The following is a 16755-nucleotide window of genomic DNA, read 5'->3' as shown; positions in this document are numbered from 1 at the left end:
GCATCACATGAGCAAAGTCACCCTGGATGAATGGGCGGCGGCCGAGTTCAAGACGCCGCCCAGCCCCAACACGTTGCGTAAATGGGCGCGCGAAGGCCGGATCGCGCCAGCACCGGTGAAGCACGGGCGCAGCTACTATGTAGACTCCAACGCCCACTATCAGGAACCTGACCAGCAACCAATCCGCATTGTCGGCGGCAGCCTGATCAGCAGAATAGAGAGAGCACGCAATGGCGCCCAGGCCGCGTAACACAGGGTCAAAGGATCTTCCCCCGAATCTCTACCGCAAGACCGACGCACGCAACGGCGGCACCTATTACACCTACCGCGACCCGATCAGTGGTCGCGTGTTCGGTCTGGGCAAGGACAAAGAATCAGCGATCCGTGAGGCGGTCGCTGCGAATCACGCCGACGCCATCAAGCCAACGCTGACCGAGCGCATCAGTGCGCCGGCGCCAGCACCGGGCAAACTGTTCTCGGAATGGCTGGATGAATACCGCGAGCTGTTCGCCGAGCGCAAGCTGTCCGCAAGCAGCAACAAAAACGTGCGCATGCGGATAAACCGGCTTGACGCCGAGTTCGGTTCGAAAGGGATAAAGGAAATCACCACGATGGATGTGGCCGATTACCTTACAGGTATGGCCAAAGAAGGAAAGGCGCAAATGGCCAGGGCGATGCGCTCGCTGTTGCGAGACGTGTTCGCCGAGGCTCAGGCGCGGGGGTGGGCAGACACCAACCCGGTCGAGCTGACGAAGGCGGCGCGGGTGAACATCAAGCGCGAACGGCTGACGCTGGAACTGTGGCAGGCGATTTACGCTGAGGCGACGAAGCCATGGCTTCGCAGGGCAATGGAGCTGGCAGTGCTGACCGGCCAGCGCCGGGACGATATCGCCTCGATGCTGTTCAAGGATGTGCACGACGGCTTCCTGCATGTCGTGCAGTCCAAGACCGGCGCGCGCCTGCGCATCAGCACCGAGCTGCGGCTTGACTCGGTCGGGTTGGACCTATCAACCGTCATCAAGCAATGCCGCGATCGCGTTCTGTCACAACACCTGGTGCATCATGCACAGGCGGCGGGCCGGGCGAAAGCTGGTCAAGCGGTAGTGCTGGATACGCTGAGCTCCGCATTTGCCGAGGCTCGGGACAAAGCCGGCGCGAAGCTGGGGATAACTTTCGGGCGGCAACCGCCGTCCTTCCATGAACAGCGATCGCTTGCCGCGCGCCTTCATGAACTCGAAGGTCGTGATGCCCAGAAGCTGCTGGGACACCGCTCGGCCGCAATGACCGACGTGTACCGCGACAGTCGAGGCGCCGAGTGGATCGACGTGGCATAATCACCGGCTAAATTTTGGGGCGATATTGGGGAAGTTTTGGGGAGGATTTTATGCCCAATGAAATCAAGCACTTACAGCTTTACGGCATCAAAGCCTGCGACACCATGAAAAAGGCGCGCACCTGGCTCGATGAACACGCTGTCAGCTATGACTTTCACGATTACAAGACCGCCGGTATTGACCGTGAGCACCTGACCCAATGGTGCGACGAGCACGGCTGGCAAACGGTGTTGAACCGCGCAGGCACGACCTTTCGCAAACTCGACGACGAATGCAAAGCCGATCTCGACCAGCCGAAAGCCATCGAACTGATGCTCGCCCAACCCTCGATGATCAAGCGCCCGGTGCTCGATCTCGGTGACCGAACCCTGATTGGCTTCAAGCCAGATATCTACGCGGCCGCTCTGAAGTAAGCAGCCCGTCACTCTTCGTAGAGGTATTCACATGTCCAATTCCCTGTTCAGCATCGCCTTTGGTGTCGGCACCCAGAACCGTCAAGGCGCCTGGCTGGAAGTTTTCTACGCACAGCCACTGCTCAATCCTTCGGCCGAGCTGGTCGCGGCGGTTGCGCCGATCCTCGGTTACAGCGAAGGCAACCAGGCCATCACCTTCACCACCGCCCAGGCTGCGCAACTGGCCGAAGCGGTGAAAGGCATCGATGCCGTGCAAGGCAAGCTGCTGACCCGTCTGGCCGAAAGCCACAAGCCGCTGGTCGCCACCCTGCTGGCCGAAGACGCGCAACTGACCTCCACGCCTGAGGCCTACCTCAAGCTGCATCTGCTCTCGCACCGCCTGGTCAAGCCGCACGGCGTCAGCCTCGCCGGTATCTTCCCGCTGCTGCCGAACGTGGCGTGGACCAGCCAAGGCGCGATCGACCTGAGCGAACTGGCGGAAATGCAACTCGAAGCGCGTCTGCGCGGCGAACTGCTGGAAGTCTTCTCGGTGGACAAGTTCCCGAAAATGACCGACTACGTCGTACCGGCCGGCGTGCGTATCGCTGATGCAGCACGTCTGCGTCTGGGCGCCTACGTCGGTGAAGGCACCACCGTGATGCACGAAGGTTTCATCAACTTCAACGCCGGCACCGAAGGCCCGGGCATGATCGAAGGCCGCGTTTCCGCTGGCGTCTTCGTCGGCAAGGGTTCGGACCTGGGCGGCGGTTGCTCGACCATGGGCACCCTGTCGGGCGGCGGCAACATCGTGATCAAGGTCGGCGAAGGCTGCCTGATCGGCGCCAACGCCGGTATCGGCATTCCACTGGGCGACCGCAACACCGTCGAGTCGGGCCTGTACGTGACCGCCGGCACCAAGGTTGCGCTGCTCGACGAACACAACAATCTGGTCAAGGTGGTGAAGGCGCGTGAACTGGCCGGTCAGACTGACCTGCTGTTCCGTCGCAATTCGGAAACCGGTGCTGTGGAATGCAAGACCCACAAATCGGCGATCGAACTGAACGAAGCGCTGCACGCTCACAACTAAGCGCCTGGACGATCGATTGTAGGAGTGAGCCTGCTCGCGATAGCGGTGTATCCGTTGCGGATACGTTGACTGACACACCGTCATCGCGAGCAGGCTCACTCCTACAGGTTTGGCGTACATCCCGCCCAATTTCACAGGGCTGAACCCATGATGATTCCCTCCCCCTGGCGCGCCGATTACCCGGCCATCGCCGCGCTGCAACGGCAAGACCAGACCTATCTGGACAACGCCGCCACCACGCAAAAACCCCAGGCCCTGCTCGACGCACTGACGCATTACTACGCCAATGGCTCGGCCAACGTGCATCGCGCGCAACACTTGCCCGGCGCCCACGCCACGCAGGCGTTCGAGGACAGTCGGCGCAAGGTTGCCCAGTGGCTGAACGCGGGTGACAGCGGGCAGATCATTTTCACCCACGGCGCCACCAGTGCGTTGAATCTGCTGGCTTACGGTCTCGAGCATCTGTTCGAGCCCGGCGATGAGATTGTCATCAGCGCTCTGGAGCATCACGCCAACCTGCTGCCGTGGCAGCAACTGGCGCAACGCCGCAACTTGAAGCTGGTGATCCTGCCGCTGGACGTAGACGGCCTGATCGACCTCGCCGCCGCCGTGCAGCTGATCGGCTCGCGCACCCGTTTGTTGGCGGTCAGCCAGTTGTCCAATGTGCTGGGTGCCTGGCAGCCACTGACCGCTTTGCTCGGCATGGCCAAGGCGCAGAACGCTCTGACCGTGGTCGATGGCGCGCAGGGTGTGGTGCACGGTCGCCATGATGTGCAGGCGCTGGGTTGCGACTTCTATGTGTTCTCCAGCCATAAGCTCTATGGCCCAGATGGCCTCGGTGTGCTGTTCGGGCGCAACGCTGCGCTGGAGCAGGTGCAGCCATGGCAATTCGGCGGCGAGATGGTGCTGGACGCCAACTATCACGATTCGCGCTTTCGCCCGGCGCCACTGGGTTTCGAGGCGGGCACTCCGCCGATTGCCAGTGTCATTGGCCTCGGTGCGACCCTGGATTATCTGGCCGGGCTGGATCAGCCAGCCGTGTCGGCCCACGAAGCGGCGCTGCACGACTATCTGCTGCGCGGCCTCGCTGCTCGTAATGGCATTCGTCTGCTGGGCAAGCCGCAATTGGCGCTGGCCAGTTTCGTCGTCGAAGGCGTGCACAACGCCGATCTCGCGCACTTGCTGACCGAACAGGGCATCGCCGTGCGCGCCGGGCATCACTGCGCCATGCCGCTGATGAAAAGCTTCGAACTGGCCGGCGCGATTCGCGTGTCGCTGGCGCTGTACAACGATTCGGAAGATCTCGAGCGCTTTTTCGAGGCCCTGGATCAGGCGCTGGAGTTGTTGCGATGAGCTTGCCGGTTGAAGCAGCCGAAGCGCTGCAGACTTTTCAGAATGCATCGGGCTGGGAACAGCGAGCGCGGTTGCTGATGCAGTTTGGTGATCGTCTGCCGCCGTTGGCTGACGCGCAAAAGTGCGAGGCCAATCGAGTGCATGGCTGTGAAAGCCAAGTGTGGCTGGTGGGGGATTTGCGCGACGGGCACTGGCAGTTCAGGGCGAGCAGCGATGCGCGGATGATTCGTGGCCTGGTGGCGTTGTTGCTGCTGCGGGTCAACGGTTTGTCGGCGACCGAGTTGCAACAGGTGGATCTGCCGGAGTGGTTCAATCAGCTGGGACTGTCACGGCAGTTGTCGCCTTCGCGCAGTAATGGCCTCAATGCCGTGCTCACGCGGATGAATGAGTTAGCTCAATAAAAGCGGCTGCTCCGCAGCCATCGCGAGCAGGCTCACTCCTACAATTTGGAATGCGTTCCCCTGTAGGAGTGAGCCTGCTCGCGATAGCGCCCTCAGCCTCAACTTCAAGCCTGAGGTTTTACTCGGTCAGCAGGGCGCCGCACCCCCGCGACAATCTTGTCCACAGCCTTGGTCGCCGCGACCATGCCGAACGTCGCCGTGACCATCATCACCGCGCCGAACCCGCCGGCGCAGTCGAGCTTCACGCCGTCGCCGACAAAACTCTTCTGCAGGCAAATGCTGCCGTCCGGTTTCGGGTAGCGCAGCTGTTCCGTGGAGAACACACACGGCACGCTGTAGTGCCGGGTCACGGTGCGCGAGAAGCCGTAGTCACGGCGCAAGGTCGAGCGCACTTTCGAGGCCAGCGGATCATTGAAGGTGCGGTTGAGATCGCAGACCTGAATCAGCGTCGGGTCGATCTGCCCGCCCGCGCCACCGGTGGTGATGATCTGGATCTTGCGGCGTTTGCACCAGGCGATCAGCGCCGCTTTGGCGTTGACCGCATCGATGCAGTCGATCACGCAGTCGATGTTCGGCGTGATGTATTCGGCCATGGTGTCGCGGGTAACGAAATCGGCCACGGCGTGCACCGTGCAATCAGGATTGATGCCGCGCAGACGCTCGGCCATCACCTCGACCTTGGGTTTGCCCACGGTGCTGTCCAAGGCGTGCAATTGGCGGTTGGCATTGCTGACGCAGACGTCATCAAGGTCGAACAGCGAGATCTCGCCCACCCCGCTACGGGCCATGGCTTCCGCCGCCCAGGAACCGACGCCACCGACGCCGACGATCGCCACATGGGCAGCGCGCAAGCGTTCCAGGCCCTCGATGCCATACAAACGGGCGATGCCTGCAAACCGCGGATCTTCTGTACTCATGACCATTACCCCAAAAACCGGCGCGCATTATAGGGCTACGCAGCGGCAAGTTTTAAGCTGCAAGCGACAAGTGTAAGAACTTAAGTCAGAGTCGGATGCCCAATGTCAGGCATTTTCCCGGCAGTTGTACGACTGGTTAACCACCGGTGTAGGATGCGCGCCACTCGGACGTCTATCCGACCGAATCTTCGTTCCACAGCCTTTGGAACCCGAAACAGCTATGTCATCGCGTAAATTTGGACTCAACCTGGTGGTGGTGCTGGCCATCGCTGCACTGTTCACCGGTTTCTGGGCGCTGGTCAATCGCCCGGTCACGGCGCCGAACTGGCCGCAGCAGATCTCCGGCTTCTCGTATTCGCCATTCCAGCAGGGGCAGTACCCCCAAAGGGATCAGTACCCGTCGGACGACGAGATGCGCCGTGACCTGGAAATCATGAGCAAGCTGACCGACAACATCCGTATCTATTCGGTCGACGGTTCGCTGGGAGACATTCCGAAACTGGCTGAAGAATTCGGCCTGCGGGTCACCCTCGGTATCTGGATCAGTCCGGATCAGGAACGCAACGAACGGGAGATCGTTAAAGCCATCGAACTGGCCAACACCTCGCGCAGCGTCGTGCGGGTAGTGGTCGGCAACGAGGCACTGTTTCGCGAGGAGATCACCCCTGAGGCGTTGATCGTTCTGCTGGATCGGGTGCGCGCTGCCGTCAAGGTACCAGTGACTACCTCCGAGCAATGGCACATCTGGGAGAAATACCCGCAACTGGCCAAGCACGTTGATTTGATCGCCGCCCACGTCCTGCCCTACTGGGAGTTCATTCCCGTCGACAAGGCCGGCCAGTTCGTCTTCGACCGCGCCCGCGATCTGAAAAAACTGTTCCCGAAAAAACCGCTGCTGCTGTCCGAAGTCGGCTGGCCGAGCAACGGGCGCATGCGCGGTGGTGCCGATGCTTCACCGGCGGACCAGGCGATTTACCTGCGCACACTGGTCAACAAGCTCAATCGCCAGGGCTTCAACTATTTCGTGATCGAAGCCTTCGACCAGCCGTGGAAGGCCAGCGATGAAGGTTCCGTCGGCGCCTATTGGGGCGTGTTCAATGCCGCGCGCCAGCAGAAATTCAATTTCGAAGGCCCGGTAGTAGCGATTCCGCAATGGCGCGTGCTGGCGATCGGCTCGGTGGTGCTGGCGCTGCTGTCGCTGACCCTGCTGATGATCGACGGCTCGGCCCTGCGCCAGCGCGGCCGGACGTTCCTGACCTTTATCGCATTCCTGTGCGGTTCGGTGCTGGTGTACATCGGTTACGACTACAGCCAGCAATACAGCACGTGGTTCAGCCTCACGGTGGGATTTCTTCTGGCACTCGGTGCGCTCGGGGTGTTCATCGTCCTGCTCACCGAGGCCCATGAACTGGCCGAAGCGGTGTGGATTCACAAGCGCCGGCGCGAATTCCTGCCGGTGCTTGGCGACTCGGACTACCGGCCGAAAGTCTCGATCCATGTGCCCTGCTACAACGAGCCGCCGGAGATGGTCAAACAGACCCTCGATGCACTGGCCGCGCTCGATTATCCGGACTTCGAAGTTCTGATCATCGATAACAACACCAAGGACCCGGCGGTGTGGGAACCGGTGCGCGATTACTGCGAAACATTGGGCCCGCGCTTCAAGTTCTTCCACGTATCGCCGCTGGCCGGTTTCAAGGGCGGCGCGCTGAATTATCTGATCCCGCACACCGCCAAGGACGCCGAAGTCATTGCGGTGATCGATTCCGATTACTGCGTGCACCCGAACTGGCTCAAGCACATGGTGCCGCACTTCGCCGACCCGAAAATCGCCGTGGTGCAGTCGCCGCAGGATTATCGCGACCAGAACGAAAGCACCTTCAAGAAGCTTTGCTACGCCGAGTACAAAGGTTTCTTCCACATCGGCATGGTCACCCGCAACGACCGTGACGCGATCATTCAGCACGGAACCATGACCATGACCCGCCGCTCGGTGCTGGAAGAGTTGGGCTGGGCTGACTGGTGCATCTGTGAAGACGCCGAGCTGGGCCTGCGCGTGTTCGAAAAAGGCCTGTCGGCGGCGTATTACCACGACAGCTACGGCAAGGGCCTGATGCCGGATACCTTCATCGACTTCAAGAAACAGCGTTTCCGCTGGGCCTACGGCGCGATCCAGATCATCAAGCGTCATACCCGCAGCCTGCTGCGCGGCAAGGACACCGAGCTGACCCGTGGCCAGCGTTATCACTTCCTCGCCGGGTGGCTGCCGTGGGTTGCCGATGGCATGAACATTTTCTTCACCGTCGGCGCGCTGTTGTGGTCGGCGGCGATGATCATCGTCCCGCAACGGGTCGATCCGCCGCTGCTGATTTTCGCAATCCCGCCGCTGGCGCTGTTTGTGTTCAAGGTCGGCAAGATCATCTTCCTCTACCGCCGCGCGGTGGGGGTGAATCTGAAGGATGCGTTCTGCGCGGCACTGGCCGGCCTGGCGTTGTCGCACACCATTGCCAAAGCGGTGCTGTACGGCTTCTTCACCAGCAGCATTCCGTTCTTCCGCACGCCGAAAAACGCCGACAACCACGGTTTCTGGGTGGCGATCAGCGAAGCGCGTGAAGAGCTGTTCATCATGCTGTTGCTGTGGGGCGCGGCGCTGGGGATTTTCCTGGTCAACGGCATGCCGAGCAATGACATGCGCTTCTGGGTGACCATGCTGCTGGTGCAGTCGCTGCCGTATCTGGCAGCGCTGATCATGGCGTTCCTGTCGTCGCTGCCCAAACCTGTGGCCAAGGCTGAGCCGGCACCGGTCGTCTAAATCCGCAACGCAGCACTAAACGGCGGCCAACGGTCGCCGTTTTGCTTTAAGATAACCGCCATTTTGCGGGGCTTGGCGGCGTCCCCGGTTCGACTGACCGAACCCAATCCCTGTAGGAGTGAGCCTGCTCGCGATGGCGGTGTAACAGTCGATATGTATGTTGACTGATTAACCGCTATCGCGAGCAGGCTCACTCCTACAGTTGTCCGCGCCCACATTCATGATCTTCGGAGTTTTCCATGACGGCCCACGCCGACCTATCGCCGACCCTTCAACTGGCCATCGACCTGATCCGCCGTCCCTCCGTGACCCCGGTCGACGCCGACTGCCAGAAGCAGATGATGCAGCGCCTGGGCGACGCCGGTTTCACCCTGGAGCCGATGCGCATCGAAGATGTGGATAACTTCTGGGCCACTCACGGCAACAACGACGGTCCAGTGCTGTGCTTCGCCGGTCACACCGACGTGGTGCCGACCGGCCCGGTGACGGCGTGGCAGATCGACCCGTTCAACGCCGTGATCGACGAACACGGCATGCTCTGTGGCCGTGGCGCGGCGGACATGAAAGGCAGCCTGGCGTCGATGACCGTCGCCGCCGAGCGTTTCGTCGCCGATTACCCGAATCATAAAGGCAAGGTCGCGTTCCTGATCACCAGCGACGAAGAAGGCCCGGCGCATCACGGCACCAAAGCAGTGGTCGAGCGTCTGGTGGCGCGTAACGAGCGTCTGGACTGGTGCATCGTTGGCGAGCCGTCGAGCACCACGCTGGTCGGCGATGTGGTGAAAAACGGCCGTCGCGGTTCCCTCGGCGCCAAGCTCACGGTCAAAGGCGTGCAGGGTCATGTGGCCTACCCGCACCTGGCGAAGAACCCGATTCACCTCGCCGCTCCGGCGCTGGCCGAACTGGCCGCCGAGCACTGGGACAATGGTAACGACTTCTTCCCGCCGACCAGTTTCCAGGTTTCCAACCTCAATTCCGGTACCGGCGCGACCAACGTGATCCCGGGCGATCTGGTGGCGGTGTTCAACTTCCGCTTTTCCACCGAATCGACTGTCGAAGGCCTGCAAAAGCGCGTTGCCGATATCCTCGACAAACATGGTCTGGACTGGCACATCGACTGGGCACTGTCCGGCCTGCCATTCCTCACCGAGCCGGGCGCGCTGCTCGATGCGGTGTCGTCGAGCATCAGGGACATCACCGGTCGTGAAACCAAGGCGTCGACCAGCGGCGGCACCTCCGATGGCCGCTTCATCGCGACCATGGGCACGCAAGTGGTTGAACTGGGCCCGGTCAACGCGACTATCCACCAGGTCAACGAGCGCGTGCTGGCGGCGGATCTCGATGTACTGACCGAGATTTACTACCAGACCCTGATCAAGTTGCTCGCCTGATGCTCGCGTGTCCGATTTGCAGTGAACCGCTCAATGCGGTGGACAACGGCGTGGTCTGCCCTGCCGGGCATCGATTCGACCGTGCACGTCAGGGTTATCTGAACCTGCTGCCGGTGCAGCACAAGAACAGCCGCGACCCGGGCGACAACCAGGCGATGGTCGAAGCGCGACGTGATTTCCTCAACGCCGGACATTACGCGCCAGTGGCCAAACGTCTGGCTGAATTGGCGGCCAGTTTTGCCCCGGAGCGCTGGGTCGACATCGGCTGTGGCGAGGGTTATTACACCGCGCAAATCGCCGAGGCTTTGCCCCATGCGGATGGCTATGCGCTGGACATTTCCCGCGAAGCCGTCAAACGCGCCTGCAAGCGCAACCCGGCGATTACCTGGTTGATTGCCAGCATGGCCCGCGTGCCATTGGCTTCGGGCAGTTGCCAGTTTCTCGCCAGCGTCTTCAGTCCGTTGGACTGGGAGGAAGCCAAGCGTCTGCTCAGCGTCGGCGGCGGCCTGATGAAAGTCGGCCCGACCCGTGGCCATCTGATGGAATTGCGCGAGCGTCTGTACGACGAGGTGCGCGAGTACACCGACGACAAGCACCTGGCTCTGGTGCCGGCCGGCATGGCGCTGGCCCATAGCGAGACGCTGGAATTCAAGCTGACCCTGGACAAGCCCGAGGATCGCGCCAACCTGTTGGCGATGACACCCCACGGCTGGCGTGCCAGTGCCGAGCGTCGCGCGGCCGTGATCGAACAGGCCGAGCCGTTCGAGACCACCGTGTCGATGCGCTACGATTATTTCGTTCTTCAATAACTTTTGGTCTCGGGCACAGGCCCGGGGCCGGCTAAATCCGCGAATGGATTTTTCAGACCCGCAGTGAGGACATCCATGCGCCAACCGGACATCGAGATTTACCTGAAAGACGCCGACGTCGACCACAAGGCCATTTCCGCCTGGCTCGGCGCAGCGCTGGGCCCGTGCAGCGACTGGGTGCAGAAAGGCCAGACGTACAAGTGCAAGGCCGGCAACGTACCGGTGACCTGGCTGCCGAAGGCCGTGGGCAAGTGGAACAGTCTGTACCTGGAAAGCGACCAGACGCCTTGGGACGATGACATCGCCTGCGCCCGCGCAGCCTTTGCCGCGCTGAACGTCGAAGTGCGTTGCGCACCGGGAACGTGGGTCGAAGAAGAGGGTGAAGAAACCGCCGATCGCTGGATTCGCATCAGCGCAGACGGAGAAGAAGAAATCACCTGGAAAACGGCCTGAAAGCAAAAGATCGCAGCCTTCGGCAGCTCCTACGGGGTCATGTGTACACCTGTAGGAGCTGCCGAAGGCTGAGATCTTTTGGTCTTCAAGGTTACAGGCCTACAACATCCTCGGCCTGCAAGCCCTTCTCGCCGGTAATCACCGCGTACTCGACCTGTTGACCTTCGGTCAGCGAGCGATGCCCTTCGCCGCGAATCGCGCGGTAGTGCACGAACACGTCCACCCCGTCTTCGCGCTGGATAAAGCCGTAGCCTTTGGCGTCGTTGAACCACTTCACGTTGCCGGTTTCACGTGTTGCCATCTGTTCATACTCCTTTTTTATTATTGAACAGGCTTTTCGCAGGAAAGCCTTTGAGGAACGTCAGCCTGCGTCCGACGTCCATGACAGGGCACCGGCAACAGAGCGCCGAGTATATGACAGGCGCAGAAACTCTCAACAGGAGATTAGTTCGGCGCTTTTTTGCCGATTTTCGGTGAATCCGGCAAACTGTCGCCCACTTGAGCAATCGCTCGGTTCTATTCACTCACGCAGAAGCCGTATGACCCGTTCCCCGTTCCGCCGTCTTGTGTTTGGCACCCTGCGCCGCCTGCTGTATCTCTGGGTTCGCTCCGAGACCATCAATCAGTCGTCGTTCACCCTCAACCTCGACCGCAGTCGTCCGGTGTTCTACGTCCTGCAAAACCCTTCGCTGACCGATCTGGCGGTGGTCGACACCGAGTGCACCAAGGCCGGCCTGCCGCGTCCGGTGCTGGCAGTGTCGGTGGGTTCGTTGATCGAGCCGGCGGCGTTTTTCTATCTGACCCCGGACCCGGACTGGCTCGGCCGCCAGGACAAACGCGGTGCGCCGCCGACCCTGACCCGTCTGGTCAGCGCGCTGACGCAGAACGCTGCCGAAGACGCGCAGATCATTCCGGTCAGCGTGTTCTGGGGTCAGTCGCCGGACAGCGAAAACAGCCCGTGGAAACTGTTGTTCGCCGACAGTTGGGCCGTTACCGGACGCCTGCGCCGGCTGCTGAGCATCATCGTCCTCGGGCGTAAGACCCGCGTGCAGTTTTCCGCCCCGATTCATCTGCGCGAACTGATCGATCACAACAAGGGCCACGAACGCACCGTGCGCATGGCCCAGCGCATCCTGCGGGTGCACTTCCGCAACCTGAAAGCCGCAGTGATCGGCCCGGACATTTCCCACCGGCGCAATCTGGTCAAAGGCCTGCTCAACCAGCCGCTGGTCAAACAGGCGATCCTCGACGAAGCCGAGCGCGAAAATATTTCCCCGGAAAAAGCCAAGGCTCAAGCCCTGCGCTATGGCAACGAGATTGCTTCGGACTACACCTACACCGCGATCCGTTTTCTCGAAGTGGTGCTGAGCTGGTTCTGGAACAAGATCTACGACGGCATCAAGGTCAACCACATCGAGGGCGTTCAGAACGTCGCGCAAGGTCACGAAGTGATCTACGTGCCATGCCATCGCAGCCACATCGACTACCTGCTGCTCTCGTATCTGCTGTTCCGCAACGGCCTGACCCCGCCGCACATCGCTGCCGGCAACAACCTCAACATGCCGGTGATCGGCAGCCTGCTGCGCCGTGGCGGCGCGTTTTTCATGCGTCGCACGTTCAAGGGCAACCCGCTGTACACCTCGGTGTTCAACGAATACCTGCACACCCTGTTCACCAAAGGTTTCCCGGTCGAGTATTTCGTCGAGGGCGGCCGCTCGCGCACCGGACGCATGCTGCAACCGAAAACCGGCATGCTCGCGATTACTCTGCGCAGTTTCCTGCGTTCGTCGCGGATGCCGATCGTGTTCGTCCCGGTGTACATCGGTTACGAGCGCGTGCTCGAAGGGCGCACCTATCTGGGCGAGCTGCGCGGGGCGAGCAAGAAGAAAGAGTCGATCTTCGACATCTTCAAAGTGATCGGCGCGCTGAAGCAGCGCTTTGGTCAGGTCGCGGTGAACTTCGGTGAGCCGATCAAACTGGCGGAATTCCTCGACGCCGAGCAACCGGACTGGCGCCAGCAGGAACTCGGCCCGCAGTTCAAACCGGCGTGGCTCAACGAAACCACCAACCGCCTCGGCGAGAAGGTCGCTCGGCACCTGAACGAAGCGGCGGCGATCAACCCGGTCAATCTGGTGGCGCTGGCGCTGCTGTCGACCACGCGTCTGGCCCTGGACGATCGCGCCATGGCACGGGTGCTGGATCTGTATCTGGCGCTGCTGCGCAAAGTCCCGTATTCGCCGCACACCACCTTGCCGGAAGGCGATGGCCGTGCGCTGATCGAGCATGTGAAAGACATGGATCTGCTCGCCGAGCAGAACGATGCGCTGGGCAAGATTCTGTATCTGGACGAGCAGAACGCCGTCCTGATGACTTATTACCGCAACAACGTCCTGCACATTTTCGCCCTGCCCTCGTTGCTGGCGAGTTTCTTCCAGAGCACCTCGCGCATGAGCCGCGAGCAGATCCTGCGCTATACCCGCGCGCTGTATCCGTACCTGCAATCGGAGCTGTTCATCCGTTGGAGCCTGGACGAACTCGACGCGGTGATCGATCAATGGCTGGAAGCGTTCGTCGAGCAGGGGCTGCTGCGTTTCGAGAAGGATGTTTATCTGCGTCCGGCACCGAGTTCGCGGCATTTCGTGCTGCTGACGCTGCTGTCGAAAAGCATCGCGCAGACCTTGCAGCGTTTCTACATGACCGTGTCCCTGCTGCTCAACAGCGGCCAGAACAGCATCAGCGCCGAAGAGCTGGAAGACTTGTGCACGGTCATGGCCCAGCGCCTGTCGATCCTCCACGGCTTGAACGCCCCGGAGTTTTTCGACAAGAGCCTGTTCCGCCATTTCATCCAGACCCTGCTCGACCTCGACGTACTGCGCCGCGACGAAGCCGGCAAGCTCAGCTACCACGAACTGCTTGGCGAGCTGGCCGAAGGCGCGGCCAAGCGCGTGTTGCCGGCGGAAATTCGCCTGTCGATCCGCCAGGTCGCGCTGCACCGCAGTGAAGATGCGGCGGAGCAGATTACCGCGTTGCCGGAAGCCTGACGCAAATCCCTGTAGGAGTGAGCCTGCTCGCGATAGCGGTTTTTCAGTCAACATCACTGTCGTCTGACACACCGCTATCGCGAGCAGGCTCACTCCTACAATTGAATGGAGTACTACATGAACAAACTGCTAACCCTCGCCGCCGCCACGCTGCTCAGCGCCTGCCAATCAACCACCCCCGGCAAGTCCAGCCTCGACGGTGAAGTCTTCTACCTGCAACGCATCGCCCTGCCGCCGAGCGCGACCCTGAGCCTCAGTCTGCAAGACGTGTCGCTGGCCGATGCGCCGGCCGTGGTCCTCGCCCAACAAAAAGGCCCAATCGAAGGCCAGGTGCCGCTGCCGTTTCATTTGAGCTACGATCCGGCGCAGGTCAAACCCGGCCACCGTTACTCGGTCAGCGCACGCATCGAGGTCAACGGCGAGCTGATGTTCATCACCACCGAAAACCACGCCGTGCAACTCGACGGCAACGACCCGCAGCCGCTGAAAATCCGCGTCGACGCCGTTCGTTAATCCATTTTTCGCCACAAGGAAGCCGCCATGCGCCGCTCTACCCTTCGCTTCGCCGCCGTCTGCGCCGGCCTGCTGATCTCTGCCAACGCCCTGGCCCTGTCGCTCAATGACCTGTCGCAGCAAGACGCCACCGGCGGCCTCAAGGACGCCCTGACCCAGGGCGCGCAGATCGCCGTGAAACAACTCGGCACCCCGGGCGGTTTCAGCAACAACCCCGAGGTGAAAATCGAGCTGCCGGGCAAACTCGGCAAAGCCGCGAGCAAGATGAAAGCCTTCGGCATGGGCGCCCAGGTCGAAGAACTGGAAACCGCGATGAACAAAGCCGCCGAATCCGCCGTGACCCAGGCCCAGCCAATCCTCGTCGACGCGGTGAAAAAAATGAGCGTGGCCGACGCCAAAGGCATCCTCAGCGGCGGCAACGATTCGGCGACCCAATACCTGAACAAATCCAGCCGCGAACAGATCCGCGCGAAATTCCTGCCCATCGTCAAACAAGCCACCGACAAGGTCGGCGTCGCGCAGAAGTACAATTCGTTTGCCGGGCAGGCAGCGGCATTCGGCGTAGTTGATGCCAAGAGCGCCAATGTTGAGAGTTACGTCACCGAGCAAGCACTCAATGGCCTGTTCGAGATGATCGGCAAGCAGGAAGAAACGATTCGTCAGAACCCGGCCGCTGCGGCGACGAGTCTGGCGAAGAAGGTGTTTGGTACGTTGTAAACGGGCATCACGCGGGGCGAAGTGATTCGACCCCGTGTCTTTTTTCTTCTACGGGCCCGCACAAAAAATACACCGCCTCCCGGCCCATCTGTCTTCTGGCGAATATTTGCAACTGCTCCAACCCTTCCAACATCGATTTCGCCTCACTGCCCGTGCAGGAAAAATTTTCCGCGACGTTGCTCGCCGTAAATTCCTTCGCTTCCCCGCTTTTAGCCACCTGATATAGGGCGCGCTGCTGTTGCGTCAGTTGCTCAAATACGCCAGAGCTGATCAGCCAACGGTCAAAATCCTCGGTGTCTGCCACGCTCTTGCGGTAAATATCGGTAAAGCCGACCACGGCTCGCAGAATGACAGAACACTGGAACTCGATGAAATAGGTCAGGTCCAGCTCATCCGCCTCGGTGTGCAGATAGGAGCGCCCGTATTTCACCGGTGCATTGCGTAGCAACAGGCTGATCGTAATGTAGCGAAAGCCCGCGAACTCATGTTTGAACATGAACCAGTAAAACAAGGCTCTCGCAACCCTCCCGTTACCGTCGCGAAAGGGATGTTCGTAACCCATGGCGAAATGCAGCGTGATGGCCTTGATCAGTGGATGCAAATAGTTTTTTTCCAGGATCGAGGCATCGGGCTGGTTGATCCAGCCGGACAGCCTCGCCAACCGCGAAACCAAACCCACCGCAGGAGGCGGTCGGTGCACGGTGTTGCCCGAACCATCCTGAACAACCACCTCATCATTGGTTCTGAACAATCCAGGGGAATACTGCTCGTCATCAATCCCCTCCACACCCACTCGATGGATCTCTGCAATCAGCTCAATGCTCAGAGGTTCATAACGCTTTTCCCAAGCGAAATTCATCATTCGATAATTACCCATGACCATGCGCTCATCCGGCGTCCGCGGCTGGCGCTGATGCTTGAGCATGTCCTTGGCAACACGAGTCGTGGTCGCCGCGCCCTCCAACTGGCTACTTGCGATGGCTTCGTCTTCGATCAAGTCATTGAGCAGACAAGAGAAATGCACACGTTCGCCGATCTGACTGGTCATGTAATCCAGCGCGGCCGTACTGGCGTGACGATCCACCACAGCCAAGGTTTTCTGCGCCAACGGCGTTGGCACATATTTGCCCCACTGCACCGGCTCGCCCAACGGCAACAAACGGATGTACTGGGCTGCCCGCGCCTTCTTCACCAACGCCCAACAAAGGTTGGCGTCCAATCCCGCAGGCCAGCGATAGCGCAACGCCTCGAATGGCAGATAGCGCCCCTGATCATCGAGGGGCTTGAGCAGCGCCAGATAATCCGCAAGTCGTTGCTTGTGGGGCGAGCGGGCCAACAGGTCGAAAACAGGATCCGTTCCGCCGCTTAATGTCGGTGGCTTCTTCATGGGACAGCCTCAAGGACTCGGAAAAACAGAACCCGGAGTACAGCATTCGACGGGCAGCGCCTCAAGATCGGAGGTTTCTGAAAAAGCTGTAGGCAGGCAGCGTGAATTGGCAAGTTGAAATGAATTGGCTGTCAGACCGCCTTCGCGA

At 60.7% G+C, this 16755-nt stretch carries 16 protein-coding genes; 13 read left to right on the top strand and 3 right to left on the bottom strand.

Features of this window, described 5'->3' with window-relative positions:
* The first annotated feature begins 7 nt into the window (after positions 1-7).
* From BLU71_RS00330 to BLU71_RS00305, 6 genes are all read left to right on the top strand, one after another.
* Complete coding sequence (locus BLU71_RS00330) at positions 8-250, top strand: excisionase (RefSeq protein WP_083352033.1); 243 nt, start codon at positions 8-10, stop codon at positions 248-250.
* The gene (locus BLU71_RS00325; RefSeq protein ID WP_083352032.1) at positions 231-1334 is read left to right on the top strand and encodes a phage integrase Arm DNA-binding domain-containing protein; all 1104 of its coding nucleotides are present in this window, start codon (positions 231-233) and stop codon (positions 1332-1334) included. Before BLU71_RS00330 ends, BLU71_RS00325 begins: the two co-directional genes overlap by 20 nt.
* A 50-nt stretch (positions 1335-1384) precedes the next feature.
* Positions 1385-1747: an ArsC family reductase gene (locus BLU71_RS00320; protein ID WP_083352031.1), complete on the top strand. Its 363-nt coding sequence runs from the start codon at positions 1385-1387 to the stop codon at positions 1745-1747.
* Between the two features lie 31 nt (positions 1748-1778).
* Positions 1779-2813, top strand: coding sequence for a 2,3,4,5-tetrahydropyridine-2,6-dicarboxylate N-succinyltransferase (dapD, locus tag BLU71_RS00315; protein WP_073476070.1), 1035 nt, complete (start codon positions 1779-1781; stop codon positions 2811-2813).
* A gap of 147 nt (positions 2814-2960) precedes the next feature.
* Positions 2961-4166: an aminotransferase class V-fold PLP-dependent enzyme gene (locus BLU71_RS00310; RefSeq protein WP_083352030.1), complete on the top strand. Its 1206-nt coding sequence runs from the start codon at positions 2961-2963 to the stop codon at positions 4164-4166.
* Positions 4163-4567, top strand: coding sequence for a SufE family protein (locus tag BLU71_RS00305; RefSeq protein ID WP_083352029.1), 405 nt, complete (start codon positions 4163-4165; stop codon positions 4565-4567). The genes BLU71_RS00310 and BLU71_RS00305 overlap by 4 nt, the downstream gene beginning before the upstream one ends.
* Before the next feature lie 104 nt (positions 4568-4671).
* On the opposite strand, the gene tcdA is transcribed toward BLU71_RS00305, so the two are convergent.
* A complete protein-coding gene (tcdA, locus tag BLU71_RS00300) occupies positions 4672-5490 on the bottom strand; it encodes a tRNA cyclic N6-threonylcarbamoyladenosine(37) synthase TcdA (protein WP_065615290.1) in 819 nt (272 codons plus the stop codon).
* 214 nt (positions 5491-5704) lie between these two features.
* On the opposite strand from tcdA, the gene BLU71_RS00295 reads away from it, so the two are divergent.
* The 4 genes from BLU71_RS00295 (at position 5705) to BLU71_RS00280 (ending at position 10949) form a co-directional block, all read left to right on the top strand.
* Positions 5705-8296, top strand: coding sequence for a glycosyltransferase (locus BLU71_RS00295; protein ID WP_083352028.1), 2592 nt, complete (start codon positions 5705-5707; stop codon positions 8294-8296).
* Positions 8297-8535: 239 nt separating this feature from the next.
* Positions 8536-9687, top strand: a complete 1152-nt coding sequence (dapE, locus tag BLU71_RS00290; RefSeq protein ID WP_042606970.1) for a succinyl-diaminopimelate desuccinylase — start codon at positions 8536-8538, stop codon at positions 9685-9687.
* Entirely contained in the window at positions 9687-10496 is an 810-nt protein-coding gene (locus tag BLU71_RS00285) for a putative RNA methyltransferase (protein ID WP_042606969.1), read from the top strand. Before dapE ends, BLU71_RS00285 begins: the two co-directional genes overlap by 1 nt.
* 75 nt (positions 10497-10571) lie before the next feature.
* Positions 10572-10949, top strand: coding sequence for a hypothetical protein (locus tag BLU71_RS00280; protein WP_064364265.1), 378 nt, complete (start codon positions 10572-10574; stop codon positions 10947-10949).
* Between the two features lie 91 nt (positions 10950-11040).
* Here the strand turns inward: BLU71_RS00280 and BLU71_RS00275 are convergent, their stop codons facing one another.
* Positions 11041-11250: a cold-shock protein gene (locus BLU71_RS00275; RefSeq protein WP_007908870.1), complete on the bottom strand. Its 210-nt coding sequence runs from the start codon at positions 11248-11250 to the stop codon at positions 11041-11043.
* Positions 11251-11488: 238 nt separating this feature from the next.
* On the opposite strand from BLU71_RS00275, the gene plsB reads away from it, so the two are divergent.
* From plsB to BLU71_RS00260, 3 genes are all read left to right on the top strand, one after another.
* Complete coding sequence (plsB, locus tag BLU71_RS00270) at positions 11489-13990, top strand: glycerol-3-phosphate 1-O-acyltransferase PlsB (RefSeq protein ID WP_083352027.1); 2502 nt, start codon at positions 11489-11491, stop codon at positions 13988-13990.
* A 117-nt stretch (positions 13991-14107) separates the two neighbouring features.
* Positions 14108-14503 carry a YbaY family lipoprotein gene (locus tag BLU71_RS00265; RefSeq protein WP_083352026.1) on the top strand — a complete coding sequence of 132 codons (396 nt, stop codon included), beginning with the start codon at positions 14108-14110 and terminating at the stop codon, positions 14501-14503.
* A 27-nt stretch (positions 14504-14530) separates the two neighbouring features.
* Positions 14531-15220 (top strand): DUF4197 domain-containing protein, encoded by a 690-nt coding sequence (locus BLU71_RS00260; RefSeq protein ID WP_064364267.1) that lies wholly within the window; start codon positions 14531-14533, stop codon positions 15218-15220.
* Positions 15221-15227: 7 nt separating this feature from the next.
* On the opposite strand, the gene BLU71_RS00255 is transcribed toward BLU71_RS00260, so the two are convergent.
* Entirely contained in the window at positions 15228-16607 is a 1380-nt protein-coding gene (locus BLU71_RS00255) for a Fic family protein (RefSeq protein WP_083352025.1), read from the bottom strand.
* Positions 16608-16755 lie beyond the last annotated feature (148 nt).

The sequence above is a fragment of the Pseudomonas moraviensis genome, assembly GCF_900105805.1.
Lineage (GTDB): Bacteria > Pseudomonadota > Gammaproteobacteria > Pseudomonadales > Pseudomonadaceae > Aquipseudomonas > Aquipseudomonas moraviensis_A.
The sequence above is the reverse complement of the archived record's forward strand: the minus strand, read 5'-3'. Positions and strand labels throughout refer to the sequence as shown.